The 18,832-nt window shown below is 57.6% G+C and carries 18 protein-coding genes; 9 read left to right on the forward strand and 9 right to left on the reverse strand.

The genetic code is table 11. The annotated features are described in order from the left end of the window. Window positions 1-43: 43 nt before the first annotated feature. The 4 genes from DHN12_RS22385 to DHN12_RS22400 all read right to left on the reverse strand — a co-directional run bounded on the left by DHN12_RS22385 (window position 44) and on the right by DHN12_RS22400 (window position 4,888). Window positions 44-724 carry a type 1 glutamine amidotransferase gene (locus DHN12_RS22385; RefSeq protein ID WP_108862173.1) on the reverse strand — a complete coding sequence of 227 codons (681 nt, stop codon included), beginning with the start codon at window positions 722-724 and terminating at the stop codon, window positions 44-46. A 59-nt stretch (window positions 725-783) separates the two neighbouring features. Next, on the reverse strand, window positions 784-2,103 hold the full coding sequence (locus DHN12_RS22390; RefSeq protein ID WP_108862198.1) for a glutamine synthetase family protein: 1,320 nt from the start codon (window positions 2,101-2,103) through the stop codon (window positions 784-786). A gap of 130 nt (window positions 2,104-2,233) precedes the next feature. Next, a complete protein-coding gene (locus DHN12_RS22395; RefSeq protein WP_108862174.1) occupies window positions 2,234-4,420 on the reverse strand; it encodes a xanthine dehydrogenase family protein molybdopterin-binding subunit in 2,187 nt (728 codons plus the stop codon). Between the two features lie 3 nt (window positions 4,421-4,423). Continuing rightward, window positions 4,424-4,888 (reverse strand): (2Fe-2S)-binding protein, encoded by a 465-nt coding sequence (locus DHN12_RS22400; RefSeq protein WP_108862175.1) that lies wholly within the window; start codon window positions 4,886-4,888, stop codon window positions 4,424-4,426. 138 nt (window positions 4,889-5,026) lie between these two features. Here DHN12_RS22400 and DHN12_RS22405 point away from each other — a divergent pair, with 138 nt between their 5' ends. Continuing rightward, complete coding sequence (locus tag DHN12_RS22405) at window positions 5,027-5,629, forward strand: TetR/AcrR family transcriptional regulator (RefSeq protein WP_108862176.1); 603 nt, start codon at window positions 5,027-5,029, stop codon at window positions 5,627-5,629. Between the two features lie 53 nt (window positions 5,630-5,682). On the opposite strand, the gene DHN12_RS22410 is transcribed toward DHN12_RS22405, so the two are convergent. Genes DHN12_RS22410 through DHN12_RS22425 form a run of 4 tightly spaced genes read right to left on the reverse strand, consistent with a single transcriptional unit; the run spans window position 5,683 to window position 9,478 of the window. After that, the gene (locus DHN12_RS22410) at window positions 5,683-6,471 is read right to left on the reverse strand and encodes a heme ABC transporter ATP-binding protein (RefSeq protein ID WP_108862177.1); all 789 of its coding nucleotides are present in this window, start codon (window positions 6,469-6,471) and stop codon (window positions 5,683-5,685) included. A 3-nt stretch (window positions 6,472-6,474) separates the two neighbouring features. Then, on the reverse strand, window positions 6,475-7,551 hold the full coding sequence (locus DHN12_RS22415; protein ID WP_234416755.1) for an iron ABC transporter permease: 1,077 nt from the start codon (window positions 7,549-7,551) through the stop codon (window positions 6,475-6,477). Next, window positions 7,548-8,423 carry a hemin ABC transporter substrate-binding protein gene (locus DHN12_RS22420; RefSeq protein WP_108862178.1) on the reverse strand — a complete coding sequence of 292 codons (876 nt, stop codon included), beginning with the start codon at window positions 8,421-8,423 and terminating at the stop codon, window positions 7,548-7,550. Before DHN12_RS22420 ends, DHN12_RS22415 begins: the two co-directional genes overlap by 4 nt. Then, window positions 8,423-9,478: a hemin-degrading factor gene (locus tag DHN12_RS22425; protein ID WP_108862200.1), complete on the reverse strand. Its 1,056-nt coding sequence runs from the start codon at window positions 9,476-9,478 to the stop codon at window positions 8,423-8,425. The genes DHN12_RS22420 and DHN12_RS22425 overlap by 1 nt, the downstream gene beginning before the upstream one ends. Before the next feature lie 233 nt (window positions 9,479-9,711). On the opposite strand from DHN12_RS22425, the gene DHN12_RS22430 reads away from it, so the two are divergent. The 6 genes from DHN12_RS22430 to DHN12_RS22455 are packed head-to-tail and all read left to right on the forward strand — an operon-like array spanning window position 9,712 to window position 14,444. Continuing rightward, window positions 9,712-11,742, forward strand: a complete 2,031-nt coding sequence (locus DHN12_RS22430; protein ID WP_234416756.1) for a TonB-dependent receptor domain-containing protein — start codon at window positions 9,712-9,714, stop codon at window positions 11,740-11,742. A 20-nt stretch (window positions 11,743-11,762) separates the two neighbouring features. Beyond that, a complete protein-coding gene (locus DHN12_RS22435; RefSeq protein ID WP_108862179.1) occupies window positions 11,763-12,209 on the forward strand; it encodes a hypothetical protein in 447 nt (148 codons plus the stop codon). 4 nt (window positions 12,210-12,213) lie between these two features. Beyond that, on the forward strand, window positions 12,214-12,882 hold the full coding sequence (locus DHN12_RS22440; RefSeq protein WP_108862180.1) for a MotA/TolQ/ExbB proton channel family protein: 669 nt from the start codon (window positions 12,214-12,216) through the stop codon (window positions 12,880-12,882). Then, the gene (locus tag DHN12_RS22445; RefSeq protein WP_255415483.1) at window positions 12,872-13,243 is read left to right on the forward strand and encodes a biopolymer transporter ExbD; all 372 of its coding nucleotides are present in this window, start codon (window positions 12,872-12,874) and stop codon (window positions 13,241-13,243) included. Before DHN12_RS22440 ends, DHN12_RS22445 begins: the two co-directional genes overlap by 11 nt. Next, window positions 13,240-13,635 carry a biopolymer transporter ExbD gene (locus DHN12_RS22450; RefSeq protein ID WP_108862181.1) on the forward strand — a complete coding sequence of 132 codons (396 nt, stop codon included), beginning with the start codon at window positions 13,240-13,242 and terminating at the stop codon, window positions 13,633-13,635. The genes DHN12_RS22445 and DHN12_RS22450 overlap by 4 nt, the downstream gene beginning before the upstream one ends. Beyond that, the gene (locus DHN12_RS22455; RefSeq protein ID WP_108862182.1) at window positions 13,632-14,444 is read left to right on the forward strand and encodes an energy transducer TonB; all 813 of its coding nucleotides are present in this window, start codon (window positions 13,632-13,634) and stop codon (window positions 14,442-14,444) included. Before DHN12_RS22450 ends, DHN12_RS22455 begins: the two co-directional genes overlap by 4 nt. A gap of 20 nt (window positions 14,445-14,464) precedes the next feature. Here DHN12_RS22455 and DHN12_RS22460 read toward each other — a convergent pair whose 3' ends face one another. Next, entirely contained in the window at window positions 14,465-15,247 is a 783-nt protein-coding gene (locus tag DHN12_RS22460; protein WP_108862183.1) for a FadR/GntR family transcriptional regulator, read from the reverse strand. A gap of 351 nt (window positions 15,248-15,598) precedes the next feature. Between DHN12_RS22460 and DHN12_RS22465 the strand changes: the two genes are divergently transcribed. Beyond that, complete coding sequence (locus tag DHN12_RS22465) at window positions 15,599-16,648, forward strand: TRAP transporter substrate-binding protein (RefSeq protein WP_108862184.1); 1,050 nt, start codon at window positions 15,599-15,601, stop codon at window positions 16,646-16,648. Between the two features lie 114 nt (window positions 16,649-16,762). Next, a complete protein-coding gene (locus DHN12_RS22470; RefSeq protein ID WP_108862185.1) occupies window positions 16,763-18,826 on the forward strand; it encodes a TRAP transporter large permease subunit in 2,064 nt (687 codons plus the stop codon). The last annotated feature ends 6 nt before the right edge of the window (window positions 18,827-18,832 follow it).

Below are 18,832 nucleotides of genomic sequence, written 5' to 3' on the forward strand. Positions count from 1 at the left end.
TAGGTTTTTGCTGCTTCTGGCAGCTGGTCTGTCCAGTTGGCCATCAGGCCCTCTCTTTCTTCAGAAATTCTGCCATGTGCCGTCCGATGGTCGCGTTGTCGTCGGGGCCGGGCAGCCGGTTAGCGGCAGCTTCCATCAACGGGTCGGGAACCACACCCTTGCCGCGCGTTTCCATCAAGCCCTGGATAAAGGCATCGCCGTATTCCGGGTGGGCCTGCACGGTCCAGATGTTGTCGCCATAACTTACCATCGCATTGCGGCAAAAGTCGTTGGTGCCGATCACACGCGCGCCTTCGGGCAGCTCAACCACCTGATCCTGATGCCAGGCATTCAGGGTAATGGACTGGCCTTCCAAGTCATATTCGGTGCGCCCGACGGCCCAGCCACCGGTGAATTTTTCGACCTTGCCGCCAAGCGCCTGCGCGATGATCTGGTGGCCAAAGCACACACCGATCAGCGGACGACCGCTGTGTTGAACGGCGCGGATTAGATCTTCGAGCGGTGGTATCCACGCATGATCTTCATATGCGCCATGGCGCGAGCCGGTGATGATCCAACCATCAGCCTGAAACGCGTCCTTGGGAAATTGGCCGTCTACAACGGCGAAGGTTTCGTAGGTAAAACCGTTGCCGTCCAGCAGCGCGGCAAACATCGCGTCATATTCGCTGAATTGGTCCTGCAGTTCATCAGGTGGATGGCCGGTCAGTAGGATGCCGATTTTCATGGGTCACCAAATTTGATCAAATTTATTCTAGCCCAGCGGATGCGGGCGGGCAAGGGGGCTCATACGGCTTCGACATAACTCAGCCAATGGTTTTCGGACGGACGCTCGGCGAACCGCTTGATTTCCTGTCGCTTGGTCATGGCGAAATAGCGGATCAGGTCGGCCGGAAAGATGCGCGCGACATTGGGGTCTGTTTCGAATGCTGCAATGGCTTGGGTCCAGTCGGCAGCCAATTGCGGCAGCCCGTCGACCTCATAGGCATTGCCCGAAATCGGGGCAGGCGGTTCCGACTGATCTTCGACGCCGTTCATGGCGGCCCCCAGAACAGCGGCCAACATCAGATAGGGGTTGATGTCCCCACCGGCGACGCGGTGTTCGATCCGCCGCGCAGCCGAAGCACCACCGGGAATACGCACAGCGGCAGTGCGGTTTTCATAGGCCCAACACGCGCCGGTTGGGGCGTGCGCGCCCGGGACCAGGCGCGTGTATGAATTCCCGTGCGGCGCAAAGACAAGCGTACATCCGGGCATCGCGGTCAGGCATCCCGCCACGGCCCAAAGCAGTAGATCGGTGCCTTCGGGGCCGCCATTATCGAAAACGTTTCGGCCGTGTTGGTCCACGACCGAGAAATGGACATGCATCCCGTTGCCAGCGTCATCGGCGTAGGGTTTCGCCATGAAGGTTGCGGTGAACCCGTGTTTGCGGGCAAGGCCACGCGCCAAGGCCTTGAAAAGCCATGTATCATCGGCACAGCGCATGGCGTTTTGGTGATTCAGGTTGATTTCGAACTGGCCGATACCGCTTTCCGAGATGGCGGTTTGCGCGGGAATGCCCATCGAAGCGCACCCGTCATAAAGTTCGGTGAAGAACGCATCGAAGGCATCCATTTCTGCCATCGACAGGACTGCTTCATCCTCCAGTCGTCGCTGGGTCACAGGATTGACCGGCGGCTGCGGATGCGCACCCGAGGCGTCTAGCAAGGTGAACTCCAGCTCTGTCGCCGCAATGACCGACCAGCCACGCTGTGCATAGCGATCAAGAACAGACCCAAGTGCATGCCTGGGGTCGCCAGCAAACGGGGTGCCTTCGTCGTCATACAGGCACATGGGGACCAGGGCGGTTTCCGTTTCCAGCCAAGGCACTGGCACTGGGCCGCGCTCGGTCGGAAGCAAGACACCATCTGCGTCACCGGATTCGAATACCAGCGGGCTGCCGTCGATATCCGCGCCCCACAGGTCGACATTCAACGCTGAAAACGGCATGCGCAGCGTGCCTTTGTCCAGCTTGTCGGCGTAAGAGGGCGGCACACGCTTGCCTCGCATCTGACCATTCAGGTCACATGCGGCAACGCGAAAACTGTGCAGGGCGCTCAGATCCATCACTGACTCCATTACTCTGGCTACCCGAGGTGTAATAGAGGAGTGACCTGTTGTCACGAAATTTGATCAAATTTTCTTTGACTGAGAAAAACCCCGCGCTCGTCCAGTGTGACAGGCGCGGGGTTGACCGTCAGACGAAGCTGACGCCGTTTTCCACCATCGGTAGAGTGGTGACTTTCACGCCGGAAAGCGCCCGGATCGCATTGGCCAGCGCGGGGGCCGAAGGCGGTGTGCCGGGTTCTCCAACACCAGTGGGGGCTTCGGCGGAAGGCACGATATGAACGTCAATCTCGGCAATATCGCCGATGCGCAGCGGTTCATAATCAGGGAAGTTGTACTGGTCCACCGCGCCTTGGGTCAGCGTGATCTGATCACGCATGACGTGGCCGATACCATATCCGATACCGCCTTCCATCTGCGCGCGCACCACGTCGGGGTTCACGGCAATCCCGCAATCCACGGCGCATGTGACCTTCTCGATCTTGATGCCGTTTTCCGGATCACCGGACACCTCAACAACCTGTGCGGCATAAGACCCAAAGGACTTATGCACCGCGATACCTTGTGCGCGACCCGCAGTAGCATTACCCCAACCGGCCTTCTCAACAGCCAGCTTCAGAACTTCTGCCTTGCGTTGCTGATCCGCATTATTGGTGTCCGCCAGATGGGACAGACGGAATTCTACCGGGTCACGACCCGCAGCCTCGGCAACGGTATCCATCATCGTCTCCATGACATACCCGGTGTGCGTGTGCCCCACCGAGCGCCACCAAAGAACCGTTGTTGCCTTGGGGGTATCGGTTAAACCCAAGGCCATTCCGGGGATGTCATACGGGCTGTCGGCAATGCCTTCGACAGAGCTGTGGTCGACCCCGTCATGTACCGCGACGGCCTCAAACGGTGTGCCCTTGATGACCGACTGACCGGCGACCTGATGCTGCCAGCCGACGATTTTGCCATCGGCGTCCAGGCCAACGCGAACCCTGTGGCCGAAGGCGGGGCGGTAGTAACCGCTGCGGATATCATCTTCGCGTGTCCACACCAGTTTGACCGGGCGCGAGCGGTCTGTGACCACAAAGGCCAGCGCAGCCTCAACCTGATAATCTGCATCTGGCGTCGCCCGCCGTCCAAAGGATCCGCCGGCCAGCATTGTTTTGATGTGAATCTTTTCTGGCGGCAGTTGGAAGATCTGCTGATAGGCCATATGCGGGCCGGTCGGCATCTGGGCACCATCGTGCAGGACAATGTCACCTTCGGCAGTTTGCTCGATGGTGCAGTTCAACGGTTCCATCGGGGCATGTGCCAAAAGCGGGAAATAGAAGGTCTTTTCAACGACCGTGTCCGCGCCATCAATGGCCGCCGACACCGCTGCGACATCCGCCTTGTTCACGTTATACGTCGCTTCGGCGTCCAGAGCGGCCATGATTTCGGCCTTGATCTGGTCCGAGTCGCGGGTCTCAGATCCCGCCATGTCCCAGTCTACCTCAAGCGCGTCGCGTGCCTGAATAGCGGCCCAGGTGTTTTCTGCATAAACAGCGACGCCTGCCTGATTTGGAAGAACTGCGGCGCTGATATAACCTTTAACCTCTTTTGACGCGCTGTCGTCAAAACTGTTGGCGATACCGCCCTTCGATTCAGGGCGCTTGATCATGGCGACCATCTGGTTTGGCAGATGGACGTCCATCGCGTACATCGCCTGACCGTTGCCTTTGATGGCGGAATCCTTGCGGCGCACCGTTTCGTTTCCGATCAGACGGAACTCTGACGGGTCTTTCAGGCGCGGCTCGGCCGGGGCCTCCAGTTGAGAGGCCGCGGCTACGAATTCAGCGATTGGGGCCGATTTGTCGCCTGCCGTGACGATACCTTCCTCGATGGTGATGCCGGATGCGTCCACGCCCCAGCTTTGCGCGGCGGCATTGATCAGCATCTCACGCGCTGCCGCACCTGCCTGGCGATACTGCATCCACGAGTTCGCCATGGCGGTCGATCCGCCGGTGCCCTGGAAGGGACCGAACAGCAGATTGTTATAGACCTGCGGGTTGGACGGCGCGAATTCGTATTCGATCTGGTCCATGGTCAGGCCGATTTCCTCGGCTATCAGCGTCGGCAGGCCGGTTGCAGGTCCTTGACCCTTTTCAAAATGCTTGACGATGGCCGTTACGGTTCCATCGGCGTCGATTTTGACGAATGGGTTGAATTGAGTGGTGTCAGAAGAGGCAGCCGCCAGCGCCCCATCAGGGCGCGCGCCGACCAGAAGAACGGCACCGGCAGCAGCCGCACCTTTCAGAAATCCGCGGCGAGAAGTGTTGAGGGTCATGGATCAGGCCTCCAAAATTTCAGATGCGCGCTGGATGCCGGCGCGGATGCGTTGATAGGTGGCACAACGACATGCGTTGCCGTGCATGTAATCGTCGATCTCTTCGATGCTGGGCGTGGAGTTCTCTGAAAGTAGGCCGACCGCCGACATGATCTGGCCGGACTGGCAATAACCGCACTGGACCACGTCCAGCTCGACCCAGGCTTGCTGAACAGCCGCGCCGATTTTGTCGTCGCCAACGGCCTCAATTGTGGTGATCTCGGCGTCTTCGACGTCTTCGAAATAGGTTTGGCACGAGCGCACGGGTTCGCCATTCAGATGCACTGTGCACGCGCCGCAGGATGCGACGCCGCAGCCGAATTTTGTTCCGGTCAGCTTAAGTTCGTCCCGGATCACCCACAGCAGGGGCGTGCCGGGTTCGGCGTCGACCGTGTGGGTCTCGCCGTTCAGTTTCAAAGTCAATGCCATGAGGGGGCTCTCCGTGTTGGCTGGTACCTAAGGTGGTAAACTGGCGCGTTTACCATAGGCGAGAAATCCAGACCTGTAAACTCGAGAGTTTACGTGGTATTTGACCTCAATCTGTCAATAGGTCTATAGCTTTTAGACATGAACGAATGCACAGCGCCGAATGCGTCCAAACAAGCCCAGATCATCGAAGCGGCCGTGGCTGAATTCCAGGAAAAGGGGTTCGCCGCTGCCAGCATGGACCGCATTTCAGCGCAGGCCGAGGTGTCCAAGCGCACGCTGTACAAGTATTTTGAAAGCAAGGAAAACCTGTTTCGATCTATCGTGTTAGAATTGTCCAACCGGTTCGCGGCCGTGCGGGATATCCGCTATGAAAAAGGGCGCGACATTCGTAAGCAGCTAACCGATCTGGCCTGGGCCGAGGGGCGCATTCTGATGCTGCCCGAAGTGATGGCGATGGCACGGATGGTGATCAGCGAAACTCTGCGCAACCCTGATCTTGCTGCCGCTGCGCAAGGCAAACTGGACAAAACAGCGATCTTTATCGAGATGCTGAGGGATGCAGCCGAAGACGGACAGTTACGGATCGAAAACCCCGAACAGGCGGGACAGGAATTCATCGGCCTGATCAAGTCCAGAGCTTTCTGGCCGATGGTTTTCTCTGGCAACGTTCTGACCGAAGTCGAAATGACCGCGACTATAGACAGCAGCGTCGAGATGATACTGAGCCGTTACGGCGTCTAGTTTCGCTGCGTGATTAGGGCAGGCGGAAATACTACTCACCCCAGGTGGGCCCTTTATGCCGTTAAGGTCTGTCGCATGGCCTGTGGCAGGATGAACGGAACCTGAGCTTTAGGCAGGGTGCTGATAGGCAGGTCGATACCATAGACCTGCAGCATCGTCTGTTCGTTCAGGATCGCAGTTGGTGTGCCTGAGCCCCAAACAGATCCTTCCGACATGACATACACATAATCGGCAAACAGCGCCGTCAGGTTCAGGTCGTGCATCACCACAACAACGCCGCCGCCTTGTGTGGCGAAGTTTCTTGCGACGCCCAGCACAGTGAACTGATGTGCGATGTCCAGGCTTGCAACGGGTTCGTCCAGCAACAGCCATCTGGGCTGATCGTGGTATGTCGCGTCCCAGACTTGGGTCAGAACGCGGGCAAGCTGAACTCGTTGCTGCTCACCACCCGAAAGGTTCTGGTAAGACCGGTGCTCAAACCCAGCGAGGTCGACATGAGCCAGCGCACGGGAAGGCAGGCTGTCATCGGCTGCAGCCAGCCCGTTTGCAAGGCCCAGTTGGACAATCTCGAGCACAGTGAAGGGAAAGGCAACGGTTGACGATTGCGGTAGAACCCCGCGCATTGCAGCCAGTTGCCAAGGCTTCAGCTCGGAAATGCTGTGCCCGTTCAGAGAAATCGCTCCATAAGATTCAAGTTCGCCTGATAAGGCTTTGAGTAACGTAGATTTTCCCGAGCCATTCGGGCCGATGATGGCTGTGACTTTTCCGGGTTCTGCGTCAAAGTCCACGCCGTGGAGAATCTCCTTACGGCCGAGTTTGACGTGTATGTTTTCGCCCTTCATCACTTACATTCCCATTGTTCCGTGACGCCGCAGCAGAATCCACAGGAAGACCGGTGCGCCTAAGATTGCAGTTACGATGCCAATCGGCAGTTCGGCCGGTGCCACGATCATGCGACTGATCATGTCGGCACACAGCAGTAAGCTAGCCCCTAACAGGGCCGAGTTCATCAACAGGCGGTGGTGGTCCGGTCCGGTCGCCAACCGCAGCAGATGCGGCACAACGATACCGATGAAACCAATGCCTCCGGAGACTGCGACGGCGGCTCCGGTCGCGCCGGCCACGGCCAGAATGGCGATGTTTTTGCTGCGCTGAACCGGGATTCCCATGTGGTGCGCCACGGCTTCGCCCATCGCCATGCCGTTCAGCGCACGGGCAAGGAACTGGGCCGTGAACACGGAAATCAAGATGATCGGAGCGGCCGTGGCTGCTTTGTTCCATGTTGCGCCGGCCAGCGAGCCCATGCCCCAGAACGTCAGGTCGCGCAGCTGTTGGTCATCGGCCATGTAGACCAGAACCCCGGACACAGCGCCCGACAGCGCACCCAACGCGATCCCTGCCAACAGCATGGTTGCAACCGATGTCTGCCCGCCTCGTGTTGAAACGCGATAGAGCAGCAAGACGGACGTCCACCCGCCCAGAAATGCCGCCACGGCGACCAAGCTATTACCGACCCAGGCCAGAATGGAGGCGGGCAGGTACGCACCGAGGATGATCGCGGAAATCGCGCCCAGACCGGCTCCTGCGCTGACGCCCACAATTCCGGGGTCAGCCAAAGGGTTGCGAAACAGGCCCTGCATCACCACGCCGGAAACCGCCAAAGCGGCGCCGACAAGAACTCCCATCGCCAGCCGGGGCAGTCGGATATCCCATAGGACGATCCGGTCGAGGTCCGAAATGTCCCGCCCTGCAATCAGGTCTGCGAATGCTGCGCGAACGGATGCGTCCGACGCGCCGACCGAGATGCTGCAGATGCTGGTGAAGACCAACAGCGCCATAAGAGCCAGAGTGACCCGGCGCGCCGTCACGCGGCGGTCGTGAGCAGCCACGCTGAGCCCATCGTGATCCATTGCAAGGGTCATGAGCCGTTTATTCTCTGTAATTCCGCCGACAGATCTGCAATCGCCTCGGCCGTTCGGGGGCCAAAGCCCAGCAGATAGGCCCCCTGCATGCGGATCAGACGTTTTTTCTGTCCAGCGGGCGTCAGCTTGATGGCTGGCATGGCAAACAGGTCTTCATTGGCGGTGATGTGGTTGCCTTGTCGATCCATCATCAGAATCACGTCCGGCGCGGTTGTGGCAATCGCTTCGGGTGTCATGGGTTTGAAACCCGATACGTTGCCAGCTGCGTTCACGCCGCCAGCCAGACGAATGATACTGTCTGCCTGTGTGTCCGCGCCGCCAGCCATGATGCGATTATCCTGAGCCGACAGGACAAACAGAACCCGGGGTGTGCCGCCCACCGAAGCATCAACTGCATTCGAATGGGCCCCGTCAATCTTGGCACCGGTCTGATTGGCAAGTTCTTCGGCGGCATCTTCGGCACCCAGGGCGGCCCCGACAGCCCGGATTTTTTCCACCACGCCGTCGCGTGAATAGTCTTCACTGATCGAGACGAAGGGCACACCGGCCTCTCTGAGAACCTCGACAGCCTCCGGTGGTCCGGACCCTTCCAGTGCCACGATCAGATCGGGTTTCACCGACAAGACCCCTTCGGGTGACAGCGCACGAATATAGCCGACATCGGGCAGGTCCAGCACATCAACCGGGTAGGTCGAGGTCCGGTCCCGCCCAACAAGGCGGTCCTGCTGACCCAGGGCATAGACGATCTCTGTCACGGAACTGCCGATGGCGATGATGCGGTTGGGTTCTGGCTCATCTGCTGCGATAGCCGCTGTTCCGATCAGCGCGCCGGCTACCGCGACGACCGATGAAAACCTGCAAAGCGGGCTCATCACGCCACCTCGGTTTCTTTTTTGGATTGCAGGCCTGCTACCAGTTGGTCCCAGGCCGGGCGGTGATCGTTTTCGCCTGAACGGTGGCCAAATATCTGCAGAATAAGACCACCTTCGGCATCGAACGCCTCAACTGAAACGGCGGGACCGCGTTGGGTTGGTTTGGTCACGGCCCAAACCTCGGCAATATGGTCTGAGCGCAGGTGCAAATTGAAGCGCGGATCAAGCACGTTGAACCACGGACCCATCTGTTTAAGCGTCTCAACCGACCCACCGTGAATTTCGATGCACCCCCGGTTGCCGACAAAGACCATGATCTCAAGCCCTTGGTCCCGGACCTGTTCGAACATCTGGGAAACCGTTGCCGGTTCAAGCGCGCGAACCAGCGGTTCACCAGCGACGCGGTAGGCGCCCAATCGGTTCATCTTCAGCTTTGAGGTTAGGCGCAGGAACTGGTGTGTATCCGTCATCTTGGCCCATTCCGTTCGCAGAAGTTCGACCTTGTCGGTGTTCGCCTTGGCGGCCTCGGTTGGCTTTCGCGGCTCGACACTCAGCGTCTGGGATTGGTCATCTGCCTGCAATTTCCTGACAAGTTCGTCCCAGTGGTTCAGGTCAGAGCCATCACGCAGAAAGATCTTGTGCACCGCATCCCCAGCGGCATCAAAAACTTGAAGGGATCGCTTTGTCCCTTTGTCCGTTTCACGTTCGATGGCAAAGGCGTGGACCCAATGGCCGGGGAACATGCGCAGGTCAATCTCTTCGGTCAGAACCATCGAAGCATGCGCACCGGAGTGGTAGTTGTCGTATTGCCCGACCTTTTCAATGACGCAAGAGAGGTTGCGCGTCAGCACCATGACCTCACCCAGCCCGTTGAGCATCGGGAAGATGTCATCAAGGCTTGCCGAAAGCCGCGTTACGTCGATACCCGCAAACGCCGCAACGAGTTGACCTTCGGTTATTCCAAGTGATTCCGCCAAATCGCGGTCACGTTTTCCGGTGTTTTTAGCATAGGCTGCACGAATTTGATCCGGGGCCAGAAGCACCTGTTCCGTCATGGGCTTTTCCATCTTCGATTTTCATGGGTGTCGGGCTGGCACGGTCACCGGTGAGCGCGGGGAACTGCTGGCGGCGGTCGCAGGGACGACCAGGAATTTATGTTGATTGTTTTAGTCAACTTTATTAACGAGCACAAGTCGCCAAAAAAGGCGATTCCAAAAATCATAAAAGACTGACCAAGCCAGCGCGGAGCAAGCATTTCCGGTCCTCTTAAAATTTCGAAGGGACAGAAATGCGTTCGCGTATTCAAAAGATGGGGTTGCTTGGTACGGTGTCGTGCCTGAGCATGGTCGCGGCTGGTGCTTCGGCGCAGGAACAGGATGAAGGCTTCCTGGGTACGCTGGAACTGGGTGAAAGCAAACGGGAAATCCAAACGGATACTGCCGTGCCGGTCACTAATATTGATCAGGTAGAGATCAACGACCGTCAGGCCAACACTGTCGCAGAACTGATTGACACGGTGCCCGGTGTAACGCTGGTCAACGGCTCAACACCGCAAGGGTCGGGGATCAATATCCGTGGGTTCGGTGCCAACGGCACCTTTGGGACCGACCAGAAAGTGCTGATCCTTGTCGATGGGGCGACAACCGGCGCGGAAGAACTGTATCGGATCGGCAATCAGTTGTTCACGGATCCGCAGCTATACAAAAGCGTCTCAGTCATTCGCGGCACAGTAGGCTCGTTCGAGTACGGCTCGGGCGTTGTTGGCGGCGTCGTTCAGTTGGAAACAAAAGACGCGTCGGACTTTACTGGTGGTGAGCCGGGCTTCCGGTTCCGTCAAACGCTGGAAGGGTATTCCAACGGGAACGGCTTTGCCTCGTCGTCCATCCTAGCCTGGCAGCCAAACCGCCAGACCGAATTCCTGTTTAACTACACCTACCGTGATCAGGACGATCAGAAGGACGGCAATGGCGATACGATCGGTAACAGTGCCTTCACGCTGCCGTCGCTTCTGGCAAAGGGTAAATACAGCTTTGGTGACGACCTCGAACACTCGATCACCGCGTCCTATAATCAGTCGACGTCGGAAGAACGTGACGTTCCGTATGACTCGTTCGGCACGACATCGGACTCATTTGGCAACGTAGACCGCGATATCGAAACGAAAATCGGCATTCTGCGGTATCAGTACCGCCCGGCGGGCAATGACCTGATCGATCTGGACGTGAACCTCAGCTACTCGGAGCAGGAGATTGACAGCTCTTACGTGCCCGGGTCCTCAAGCCTGGAAGGAACGCCATTCTTCCCAAGCATTCGTGGGCTGGCTGACGCGACGCACAACTATGAAACCACGAAGCTGACGATCAAGAATACGTCGTACTTCCAAACCGGCGTCGCCTCGCACGACCTGCGCGCCGGGATCGAATTCATCAATCGCGAGCGTCTGGACGCGCCCTCGGCCCCCGGTGGTACCGACCGACGTGTCGCACTGTTTGCCGTGGACGATATCCAGATCGGCGATCAGCTGACCATCACTCCGGCGATCCGGTACGAGACGCAGGACATCAAAGGCGACGGTGATGCACCGGCTCCGCGCAATGAAAGCTATGACAACAACGCGCTGATGGGCGGTTTGTCTGCAAGGTACGAATTTGCCAGCGGCTTTGCCGTGTTCGGCAGCGGTGCATACACGGAGAACCTGCCAATCATCGACGATCTTGGCACGCCAGCATACATGACGCAGCCTGAAAAGTCGCGCACATGGGAAGCGGGCTTCTCGTATAACCGTGGCGATGTTTTTGCTGCGGGCGATGTGGTTCGTGCCAAGGTCAATTTCTATAAGACAGATCTTTGGGACATCACGTCTTATGTATCGGGCAGTCCTTCCCGCCCGCTGCAGGAAGTTGAAACCAAGGGCGTTGAAATCGAGGCATCTTATGCCAGCGCGGCTGGATACTATGTCGACTTCAACGCAAACATCGTCAAAGGGACTGAAACCAGCTCGCTTGGCGTGGACTCACCATGGCGGAACGAGCCAACGGACTCGGCCCGTGTAACAGTCGGTAAGCGCTTTGGCGAAACTCTGGACGTCAGCTGGGAGCTGTTCGGCGCCAAATCCGGCACCGACTCAAGCGGAGATCCGGTTGCTGGCTACGGCGTGAACACCCTGCGCGCGACCTATCTGCCGCAGGAAGGCGCGTTTCAAGGTTTCGAAGTTCGCGCAGGCGTCGAGAACATCTTTGACAAGAACTATCTGCCGAACCTTTCGACCCGCAATTCACCGGGCCGGAACTTCAAGCTGACCCTGGCCAAAACCTTCTGATCCACACGAAAGGACCAGTCATGCGGACAACAATCAAAAGAAATGCTCGGGTGGTCCTGCTGGCCCTGCTCCCAATTTTGGGGGCGGGGATTGCCAGCGCAGAGGAAACGCAAAAACCCAGCGGCGTATCAATCGAACTCAGCAGTGCCGAGGCAAAGGGCGAAAGCTGTTTGCTGAGCTTTGTCGCTGAAAATACCTATGGCATCGATATCGATGGCGCGGTTTATGAGACCGTTCTTTTCGGCGCAGAAGGTCAGGTGGCCCTTCTGACGCTACTTGATTTTGCCGAATTGCCTTCGGGCAAGCCCCGTGTGCGGCAATTCCAGTTCAACGACATGGCTTGCGATCAGATCAGCCGAATACTGATCAACGGTGTACAGGAATGTGTGACACAATCTGACATGGCCGATGCCTGCATGTCCGGGCTTACACTTACAAGTCGCCTTGAAACGGAAGTGATCGGGTGAGGTTATGGATGCAGTTATAAGAAAAGTAATGGAAGTTCTGGAATTGGGTGGGCCGGTTGTTGCCATCCTGATCGTCACCTCAATCGCAACACTCTCTTTGGTGCTGTACAAGCTGTGGCAGTTTCGCGCCGCAGGTGTCGGTCGTCATATTGAGCTTTCGCGCGCCATTCAGGCCTGGGATCGTCAGGACCTTGCCGAGACAAGGGCGCATCTGGGCAAAAGTCGCAGCTACCTTGCCCCGGTAATCGCGATGGCCTTGTCTGGTGAGGATCGCACCCTGTCCGAACGTACCGACGCCGAGGCCGAAGCGCGGTTTGCTCAACTTGAGCAAGGGTTCAACGTCTTGGATATGGTCGCCCAACTTGCGCCGCTTCTGGGGCTTTTCGGGACCGTATTGGGCATGATCGAGGCGTTCCAAACCCTACAGGGCGCGGGCAGTTCTGTTGATCCGTCGCTGCTCGCCGGTGGTATTTGGGTGGCCCTGTTGACGACCGCTGCCGGCCTTGCGGTCGCTATGCCGACATCAATGGTCATGACGTGGTTCGAGGCGCGCATGAACCGAGAGCGTACCTTTGCCAACCGCGCTTTGAGAACTGTGTTTGCACCGGGCTATGCTGAGGACGCGCCGGTGGCTGATCAAACCCCGCAACAGGTTTTCGCTCATGGCACTTAACGTCCGCAGAAGACGGCGCAGGCGCTTGTCGATGACGTCCTTGATTGACGTAATTTTTCTGCTGTTGCTTTTCTTCATGCTGACGTCGACGTTCTCCAAATATGGCGAAATCGAATTTGCCACTGCCGCTGCCGGAGGTGCGGAAACTGACCGGGCAATCCGCTTTGTCAAACTTGAGGCAAACCGTATTTTGGTTGATGGCACGCTTGCCGCGTTCGAAGACATGGCCATGGTGATGGCGACCGATAAGCCTCAGACCGCGTTGATTAGTCTTGGACAGAACGCGACTTCGCAACAGCTGATTGATCTGCTTTCGGTGCTGAAAGGCATCGACCATTTGCGCGCACAGGTGATCGGATGATTCAACTCAAACGCAAGGCAAACCAGTGTCGAGAGCCAACGATCGCACTGATCAATGTCGTCTTTCTGATGCTCATCTTTTTCATGATTGCGGGCACGCTTGCACCGCCGCTGAGCAAATCGGTGAAGCTCGTGGAAACCAGTGATCTGGACGGTCGCGAGTCACCCGATGCTTTGGTCATTCGTAGCGATGGTTCACTGGAATACCGGGGCGCCGAACTGACTGGCGTTGATGCGTATGTGGAACGCGCGTCGATCAACCTGCCGCTGGATGATGTTCGCGTTGTGCCGGACCGGGCTTTGCCTGCTGTTCGGCTGAAAGAGGTCAGTGATGCCTTGCGCGCGCTGGGTGCAAAAAGGGTGTACGTGGTCACAGAGAGGGGTTTGCAATGATACCCAGATCGCGTGGCGTAGCTGTTGCGGCTTTGTCGCTGGCTGCAGCCACCCATGTTCTTGCCCTGCATGACTTTTCCGCAGGTGAATCGGTGCTCGTCGAAGGTGGCGGGTTGGGCGAGGTTGCTGCGCTGGGGGATGCCTTCAAGGACTATGTGACGGGGGCCACCGCCTCGACACCCGCCGCTGCACATCAACCGACCGTCGCACCGACACAGCAACAAACTGCGGTCAGCCCAACCTCTCAGGTCCGGGCGTCAGTTCCCGGGACGATCAAACATACCGTCGCCGACACCAAAGCGGCCGTCGCGGTGACCCAACGACAAGCATCCGCCGAAGCGCAAGAAGCAGTGCCGTCAGAGACCGAAGCCGTTGCGAAAACCCCAGCTATGAAACCAACGGACCCGACCAAACAAAAGGTCGATCAGGTTGCGGTTCAGGCTGGCAATTCTAAGAAGAGCGCCAGAAAAGGCAACGCATCGGGAAAAACCAGCAAAGGCGCTGCGACGGCCAAAAAGACAAGTTCCGTAGCGGTCGGGCAGGGTAACGCTGAGGCCAGCAATTACAGAGGACACGTGATGCGAAAGATCACCCGTGCCCGACGTAAGAGCGTCAATATTCGTGGTGCGGTGCTGGTGAGTTTTCGGATTGGTGAAAATGGGGCGCTGGTAAGTGTCACCGTCAAACGCAGCTCGGGATCGAAACGACTGGATCAGGTGGCGCTTGCTCAAGTGCGCGCGGCAGCGCCTTTTCAGCCACCTCCGGCCGCAGCCCGTCGTGATTACATGATTGAGATCGTTGGAAAGTAAGAACGACTTGCGCTGCCCGATCAGAGTTTTGAATCAGACAGAAGGCGGCGCTTTTCGGCCATTGCCTCACGGCGGCGTCTTTCAATGCCAAGCTTGAAGGACTCTTCAACAAAGTCGATGTGGTCATACGCAGCCTTTTCCGCGCGTGCTTCGTCGCCTGTGATGACCGCCATTCCCAGTTCGCGATGCTGCTCCATCAACAGCTTGCCCGTGCCATCGATGGTTTTGAGGAAATCACGGTTGTAGAATACGCCTTGCCGTGTGAGCTCGTAGATAGACGCCATCATGTGGATGAGCGTCGCGTTTTGGCTGGCGTCCACAATTGCCGCGTGCAGCGCAAAATCAGCTTCGCGCGAGGCCAATGCATCCTTCTCGCGCCAGGCGCGTTCATCCTCGGCCAAGATATTCGTGATCCGTTCCTTATCCGCTTTGGTCGCCCGCCGCGCGGCGAGTTTGGCGGCAAAGCCTTCCTGTTCGCGCCTGTATTCGAGATAGTCAAAAAAAGCGGGCTCATGGCGTTCGTAAAGCGCCAACAGGGCAGGGAGCATGGCGCTGCCAGTCAACGCAGCTACGAAAGTGCCTTCACCATGCTGTGTCGTCACCAGGCCTCGTTCTTCAAGAACCGCCAGCGCCTCACGCAGTTTGGGGCGGGAGACGCGAAGGGTTTCCGCCAGATCGCGTTCCGATGGCAGTTTGCGACCCTGCTTGAGAATGCCCGAAGCAATCAGGTCTTCAATCTGAGCCACCACTGCATCCGAGAGTGATTCGTGCCCGATCGGTTCGAAAATCGCTGTCGTGTTCATCGTGGTTTACCCTTCTGAAGAAGATTCAGAACCCCTTTGGTAAATAAAAGTAACCTTTGAGTGTATGTTTTTCAATGCCTGATTTTGTGGGGAAACCTCTCGTATAATTTGGATTGCAACTGGTTACCAGTAAACAAAAAAGGTCGAAACAATCACCTAGGCATCGTCGGCGGCGGCCTTCTCAAGTCTAGGAGGTCTGGGTCGTCTCTAAGTAAATATCAATCGAACCAATGGTAAATAAAGTTGTTGACTGAAACGTTTGGTCAACTTTATTTACCAATTTAGGCGCCGGAAGATCACGCGTCACAAAATCATCGGACGCCATGTCCGACCGACCCTGGAGGAGATTTCATGAAAAAGACCCTGACGAGCCTTGCCGTGGCTGCCAGCCTGATGGCGGCACCTGCGGTTGCTGCTGACAAACTGCTGCTGAAAACCCCGATTGCTTTCTCGACCGAGCTTCCAGGGCTGGGTTCCCCGATCCCTCGTGTTGCCGAGCAGCTTGACCTGATGTCTGGCGGCACACTGAAGATGAAGGTCTATGAGCCAGGCAAACTGGTCCCGCCGTTCGAAATTCTGGATGCCGTGTCGACCGGCAAGATTAACTCTGGCTACACCACTGCCGGGTATTGGGCAGGTAAAATCCCGGCTGCGCCGCTGTTCTCGGCCGTTCCGTTTGGCCCTGAGGCGGGCGAATACATGGCGTGGCTGTATTACGGTAACGGAATGTCGCTGTACCAAGAGATGTATGATCAGGCGGGCTATAACGTCCATGTCATCCCCTGTGCGGTTATTGCCCCTGAAACGTCGGGCTGGTTCGCGACCGAGATCAACTCTCCGGAAGATCTGAGTGGCCTCAAGATGCGCTTCTTCGGACTGGGCGGCAAAGTCATGCAGAAACTGGGCGTGGCGACCTCGCTGCTGCCGGGTGGTGAAATCTTCCCTGCGTTGGAAAAAGGCGCCATTGATGCGACTGAGTTTTCGATGCCTGCCATCGACGCGCGTCTGGGCTTTCACAAACTGGTCAAGTTCAACTATTTCCCCGGCTGGCACCAGCAGGCGACCGTGTTCGAGCTGATGATCAACAAGGACGTCTGGAACGAGACCAGCGAGCAGCACAAGGCGATCATCGAAAACGCCTGTAAGGCATCGATGGCCGACAGTTTTGCCGAAGGCGAAGCCATCCAGCACGCGGCCCTGATCGACAACGTTGAAAACAACGGCGTCACCATCAAGCAGTGGTCGCCCGAGATGCTGGGTACATTCCGCGCCACCTGGGATGAGGTTGCCGCCGAAGAGGCCGCCAACGATGCCTTCTTTGCCAAGGTTCTGTCCGACATGAACGAATTCCGCGATGGCTATGACTTGTGGAAAACCAACGCGTTCCTCCCCCGTCAGTAATCTGACTTACTGACGCGTCCGGGGCGGGGGCTCCTCCGCCTCGGACATTATCAGGATTTTAGACCTGCATTCCCTTGACCGCGCTCGCGCCGGTCAGCTGAGCGAGGATTACCCATGGTCACGCAAAAGAACTTAAGTGATCCAGTCGAAGCCTATGAAGGCATCCTGGAACATCCCGACACCGACCGTCAGAAGATCGCCGTTGCTATTGATACAGGTGTCAAAGCCGTCGGGCACGTGGTGATGTGGGCCAATGTCCTCTTGATGGCCGCGATCTTCAGTCAGGTCTCGCTGCGCTATCTGTTCAGCCAGAACTATCCCAAACTGGACGAGATCCAGTGGCATTTCTACGGCATCGTCACGATGATCGGTATTTCTTATGCCTTGATCACAGACAGCCATGTGCGCGTCGACGTTCTGCACATGCAATTATCCCGTCGCGCGCAGCGTGTGATCGAAGTGATCGGCATTCTGACCCTGCTGACCCCGTTCATCTATCTGATGATCGATCAAGGGTATGATTACTTCTACGAAAGCTTCCGCGTCAGCGAGCGCTCGGACAGCCCCACTGGTCTGCCTGCGCGCTGGGCCTTCAAGGCGGTCATTCCGATCAGTTTTGTTCTGTTGGGCTTGGCCGCGCTGGCGCGATTGATCCATGACGGGCATGCGCTGATGTACGGGCCTGCGTCAGAGCGCGAGGGCGCACCCCTGCGCCGGATCCTTCTGGCGCTGGCCGTATTTGCCGCGGTCTGTATTGGCCTGACCTTCCTGGTTGAAACGACCGAGGAAAAGCTGGTCATCGCAATGTTCTTGACGTTCATCGCGCTGCTTTTCACTGGTTATCCAGTGGCCTGGGTTTTGGCAGGTGTAGGCGTCGCATATTGCGGTTTGGCCTATCTGTTCGACAACGATCTGATGCTGTGGACCGGGCTTGAGAGCACCTTTACGGGGCTCGATTACCTGACCTTGGGCGCTGTGGTGAACCGGGTCTATGCGACCATGTCCAACGCGGTTCTGGTTGCGCTGCCGATGTTCATCTTTATGGGCCTGATGCTGGACGAAAGCGGCGTGGCCGAGCGTCTGATGTCCTCGATGCAGCGCCTATTTGGTACGGTGCGCGGGGGATTGGCCATCACCGTAACCCTGATCGGCATCATTCTGGCGGCCTCGACCGGCATCATCGGTGCGTCCGTGGTTCTGCTGGGTGTGCTGTCGCTGCCATCCATGATGCAGCAGAAGTACCAACCAACGTTGGCCGCAGGTGTGGTTTCAGCCTCAGGCACGCTGGGCATCCTGATCCCGCCGTCGATCATGCTGGTGATCATGGCCGACCAGATGGCTTTGTCGGTAGGCGATCTATTCATGGCCGCAGTCTTTCCGGGTGTCATCATCGGCGGCCTCTACCTGACTTACATCTTTATCCTCGCCTTGGTGAAACGCGATGCGGCACCAGTGCCCGAGGGTGCAAAAGCCCCCGATTGGGCCGCCGTCAAGGACGTGCTGTTTGCCGTCATCCCAACCCTGTTGCTGATCCTTGCGGTACTGGGTTCGATCTTTGCCGGGCTGACGACGCCAACCGAGGCTTCGGGCATCGGTGCACTGGGTGCCACGCTGCTCGCTCTGGGCTATCGCAAGCTGACATTCGCCAAGCTGTGGAATGTGCTGGTCTCGACCTTCAACACCACTGCTTACATCTTCGCGATCTTCCTGGGTGCGACCGTGTTTTCATACGTCCTACGAGAACTGGGTGGAGATGAGTTGATCGAACATGTGGTGCAGTCCACCGGCTTTGGTGCGAATGGCACGATCCTGTTCATCCTGTTCATCGTTTTCCTGTTGGGCTTTGTACTGGACTGGATCGAAATCACGCTGATCGTGCTGCCGCTGATGCGCCCCATTGTGAACGGTCTGGGCATCGATATTCCCGGATTTGGAGTACTGGATGAACCGGCGCTTGTGTGGTTCGTGATCCTGGTGGCAGTCACGCTGCAGACCAGCTTCCTGACCCCACCCGTTGGTTTTGCCTTGTTCTATCTCAAGGGCGTCTGCCCGCCAGAGATAAAGCTGACGCATATCTACAAGGGCATCATCCCCTTTGTCCTGCTGCAATTGACCGGGCTGGCGCTTGTCTTCCTGTGGCCCACACTTGCCACCTGGTTGCCATCCGTCGCCTATTAAGGAGGA

It is taken from the genome of Ruegeria sp. Alg231-54, assembly GCF_900143525.1.
Classification (GTDB): Bacteria; Pseudomonadota; Alphaproteobacteria; order Rhodobacterales; family Rhodobacteraceae; genus Ruegeria.

Excerpts from the sequence above, each read along its gene's own strand:
- DHN12_RS22385 (WP_108862173.1), bottom strand. The coding sequence starts at position 724 with ATGAAAATCGGCATCCTACTGACCGGCCATCCACCTGATGAACTGCAG.
- DHN12_RS22390 (WP_108862198.1), bottom strand. The coding sequence starts at position 2,103 with ATGGATCTGAGCGCCCTGCACAGTTTTCGCGTTGCCGCATGTGACCTG.
- DHN12_RS22395 (WP_108862174.1), bottom strand. The coding sequence starts at position 4,420 with ATGACCCTCAACACTTCTCGCCGCGGATTTCTGAAAGGTGCGGCTGCT.
- DHN12_RS22400 (WP_108862175.1), bottom strand. The coding sequence starts at position 4,888 with ATGGCATTGACTTTGAAACTGAACGGCGAGACCCACACGGTCGACGCC.
- DHN12_RS22405 (WP_108862176.1), top strand. The coding sequence starts at position 5,027 with ATGAACGAATGCACAGCGCCGAATGCGTCCAAACAAGCCCAGATCATC.
- DHN12_RS22410 (WP_108862177.1), bottom strand. The coding sequence starts at position 6,471 with ATGAAGGGCGAAAACATACACGTCAAACTCGGCCGTAAGGAGATTCTC.
- DHN12_RS22415 (WP_234416755.1), bottom strand. The coding sequence starts at position 7,551 with ATGACCCTTGCAATGGATCACGATGGGCTCAGCGTGGCTGCTCACGAC.
- DHN12_RS22420 (WP_108862178.1), bottom strand. The coding sequence starts at position 8,423 with ATGAGCCCGCTTTGCAGGTTTTCATCGGTCGTCGCGGTAGCCGGCGCG.
- DHN12_RS22425 (WP_108862200.1), bottom strand. The coding sequence starts at position 9,478 with ATGACGGAACAGGTGCTTCTGGCCCCGGATCAAATTCGTGCAGCCTAT.
- DHN12_RS22430 (WP_234416756.1), top strand. The coding sequence starts at position 9,712 with ATGCGTTCGCGTATTCAAAAGATGGGGTTGCTTGGTACGGTGTCGTGC.
- DHN12_RS22435 (WP_108862179.1), top strand. The coding sequence starts at position 11,763 with ATGCGGACAACAATCAAAAGAAATGCTCGGGTGGTCCTGCTGGCCCTG.
- DHN12_RS22440 (WP_108862180.1), top strand. The coding sequence starts at position 12,214 with ATGGATGCAGTTATAAGAAAAGTAATGGAAGTTCTGGAATTGGGTGGG.
- DHN12_RS22445 (WP_255415483.1), top strand. The coding sequence starts at position 12,872 with ATGGCACTTAACGTCCGCAGAAGACGGCGCAGGCGCTTGTCGATGACG.
- DHN12_RS22450 (WP_108862181.1), top strand. The coding sequence starts at position 13,240 with ATGATTCAACTCAAACGCAAGGCAAACCAGTGTCGAGAGCCAACGATC.
- DHN12_RS22455 (WP_108862182.1), top strand. The coding sequence starts at position 13,632 with ATGATACCCAGATCGCGTGGCGTAGCTGTTGCGGCTTTGTCGCTGGCT.
- DHN12_RS22460 (WP_108862183.1), bottom strand. The coding sequence starts at position 15,247 with ATGAACACGACAGCGATTTTCGAACCGATCGGGCACGAATCACTCTCG.
- DHN12_RS22465 (WP_108862184.1), top strand. The coding sequence starts at position 15,599 with ATGAAAAAGACCCTGACGAGCCTTGCCGTGGCTGCCAGCCTGATGGCG.
- DHN12_RS22470 (WP_108862185.1), top strand. The coding sequence starts at position 16,763 with ATGGTCACGCAAAAGAACTTAAGTGATCCAGTCGAAGCCTATGAAGGC.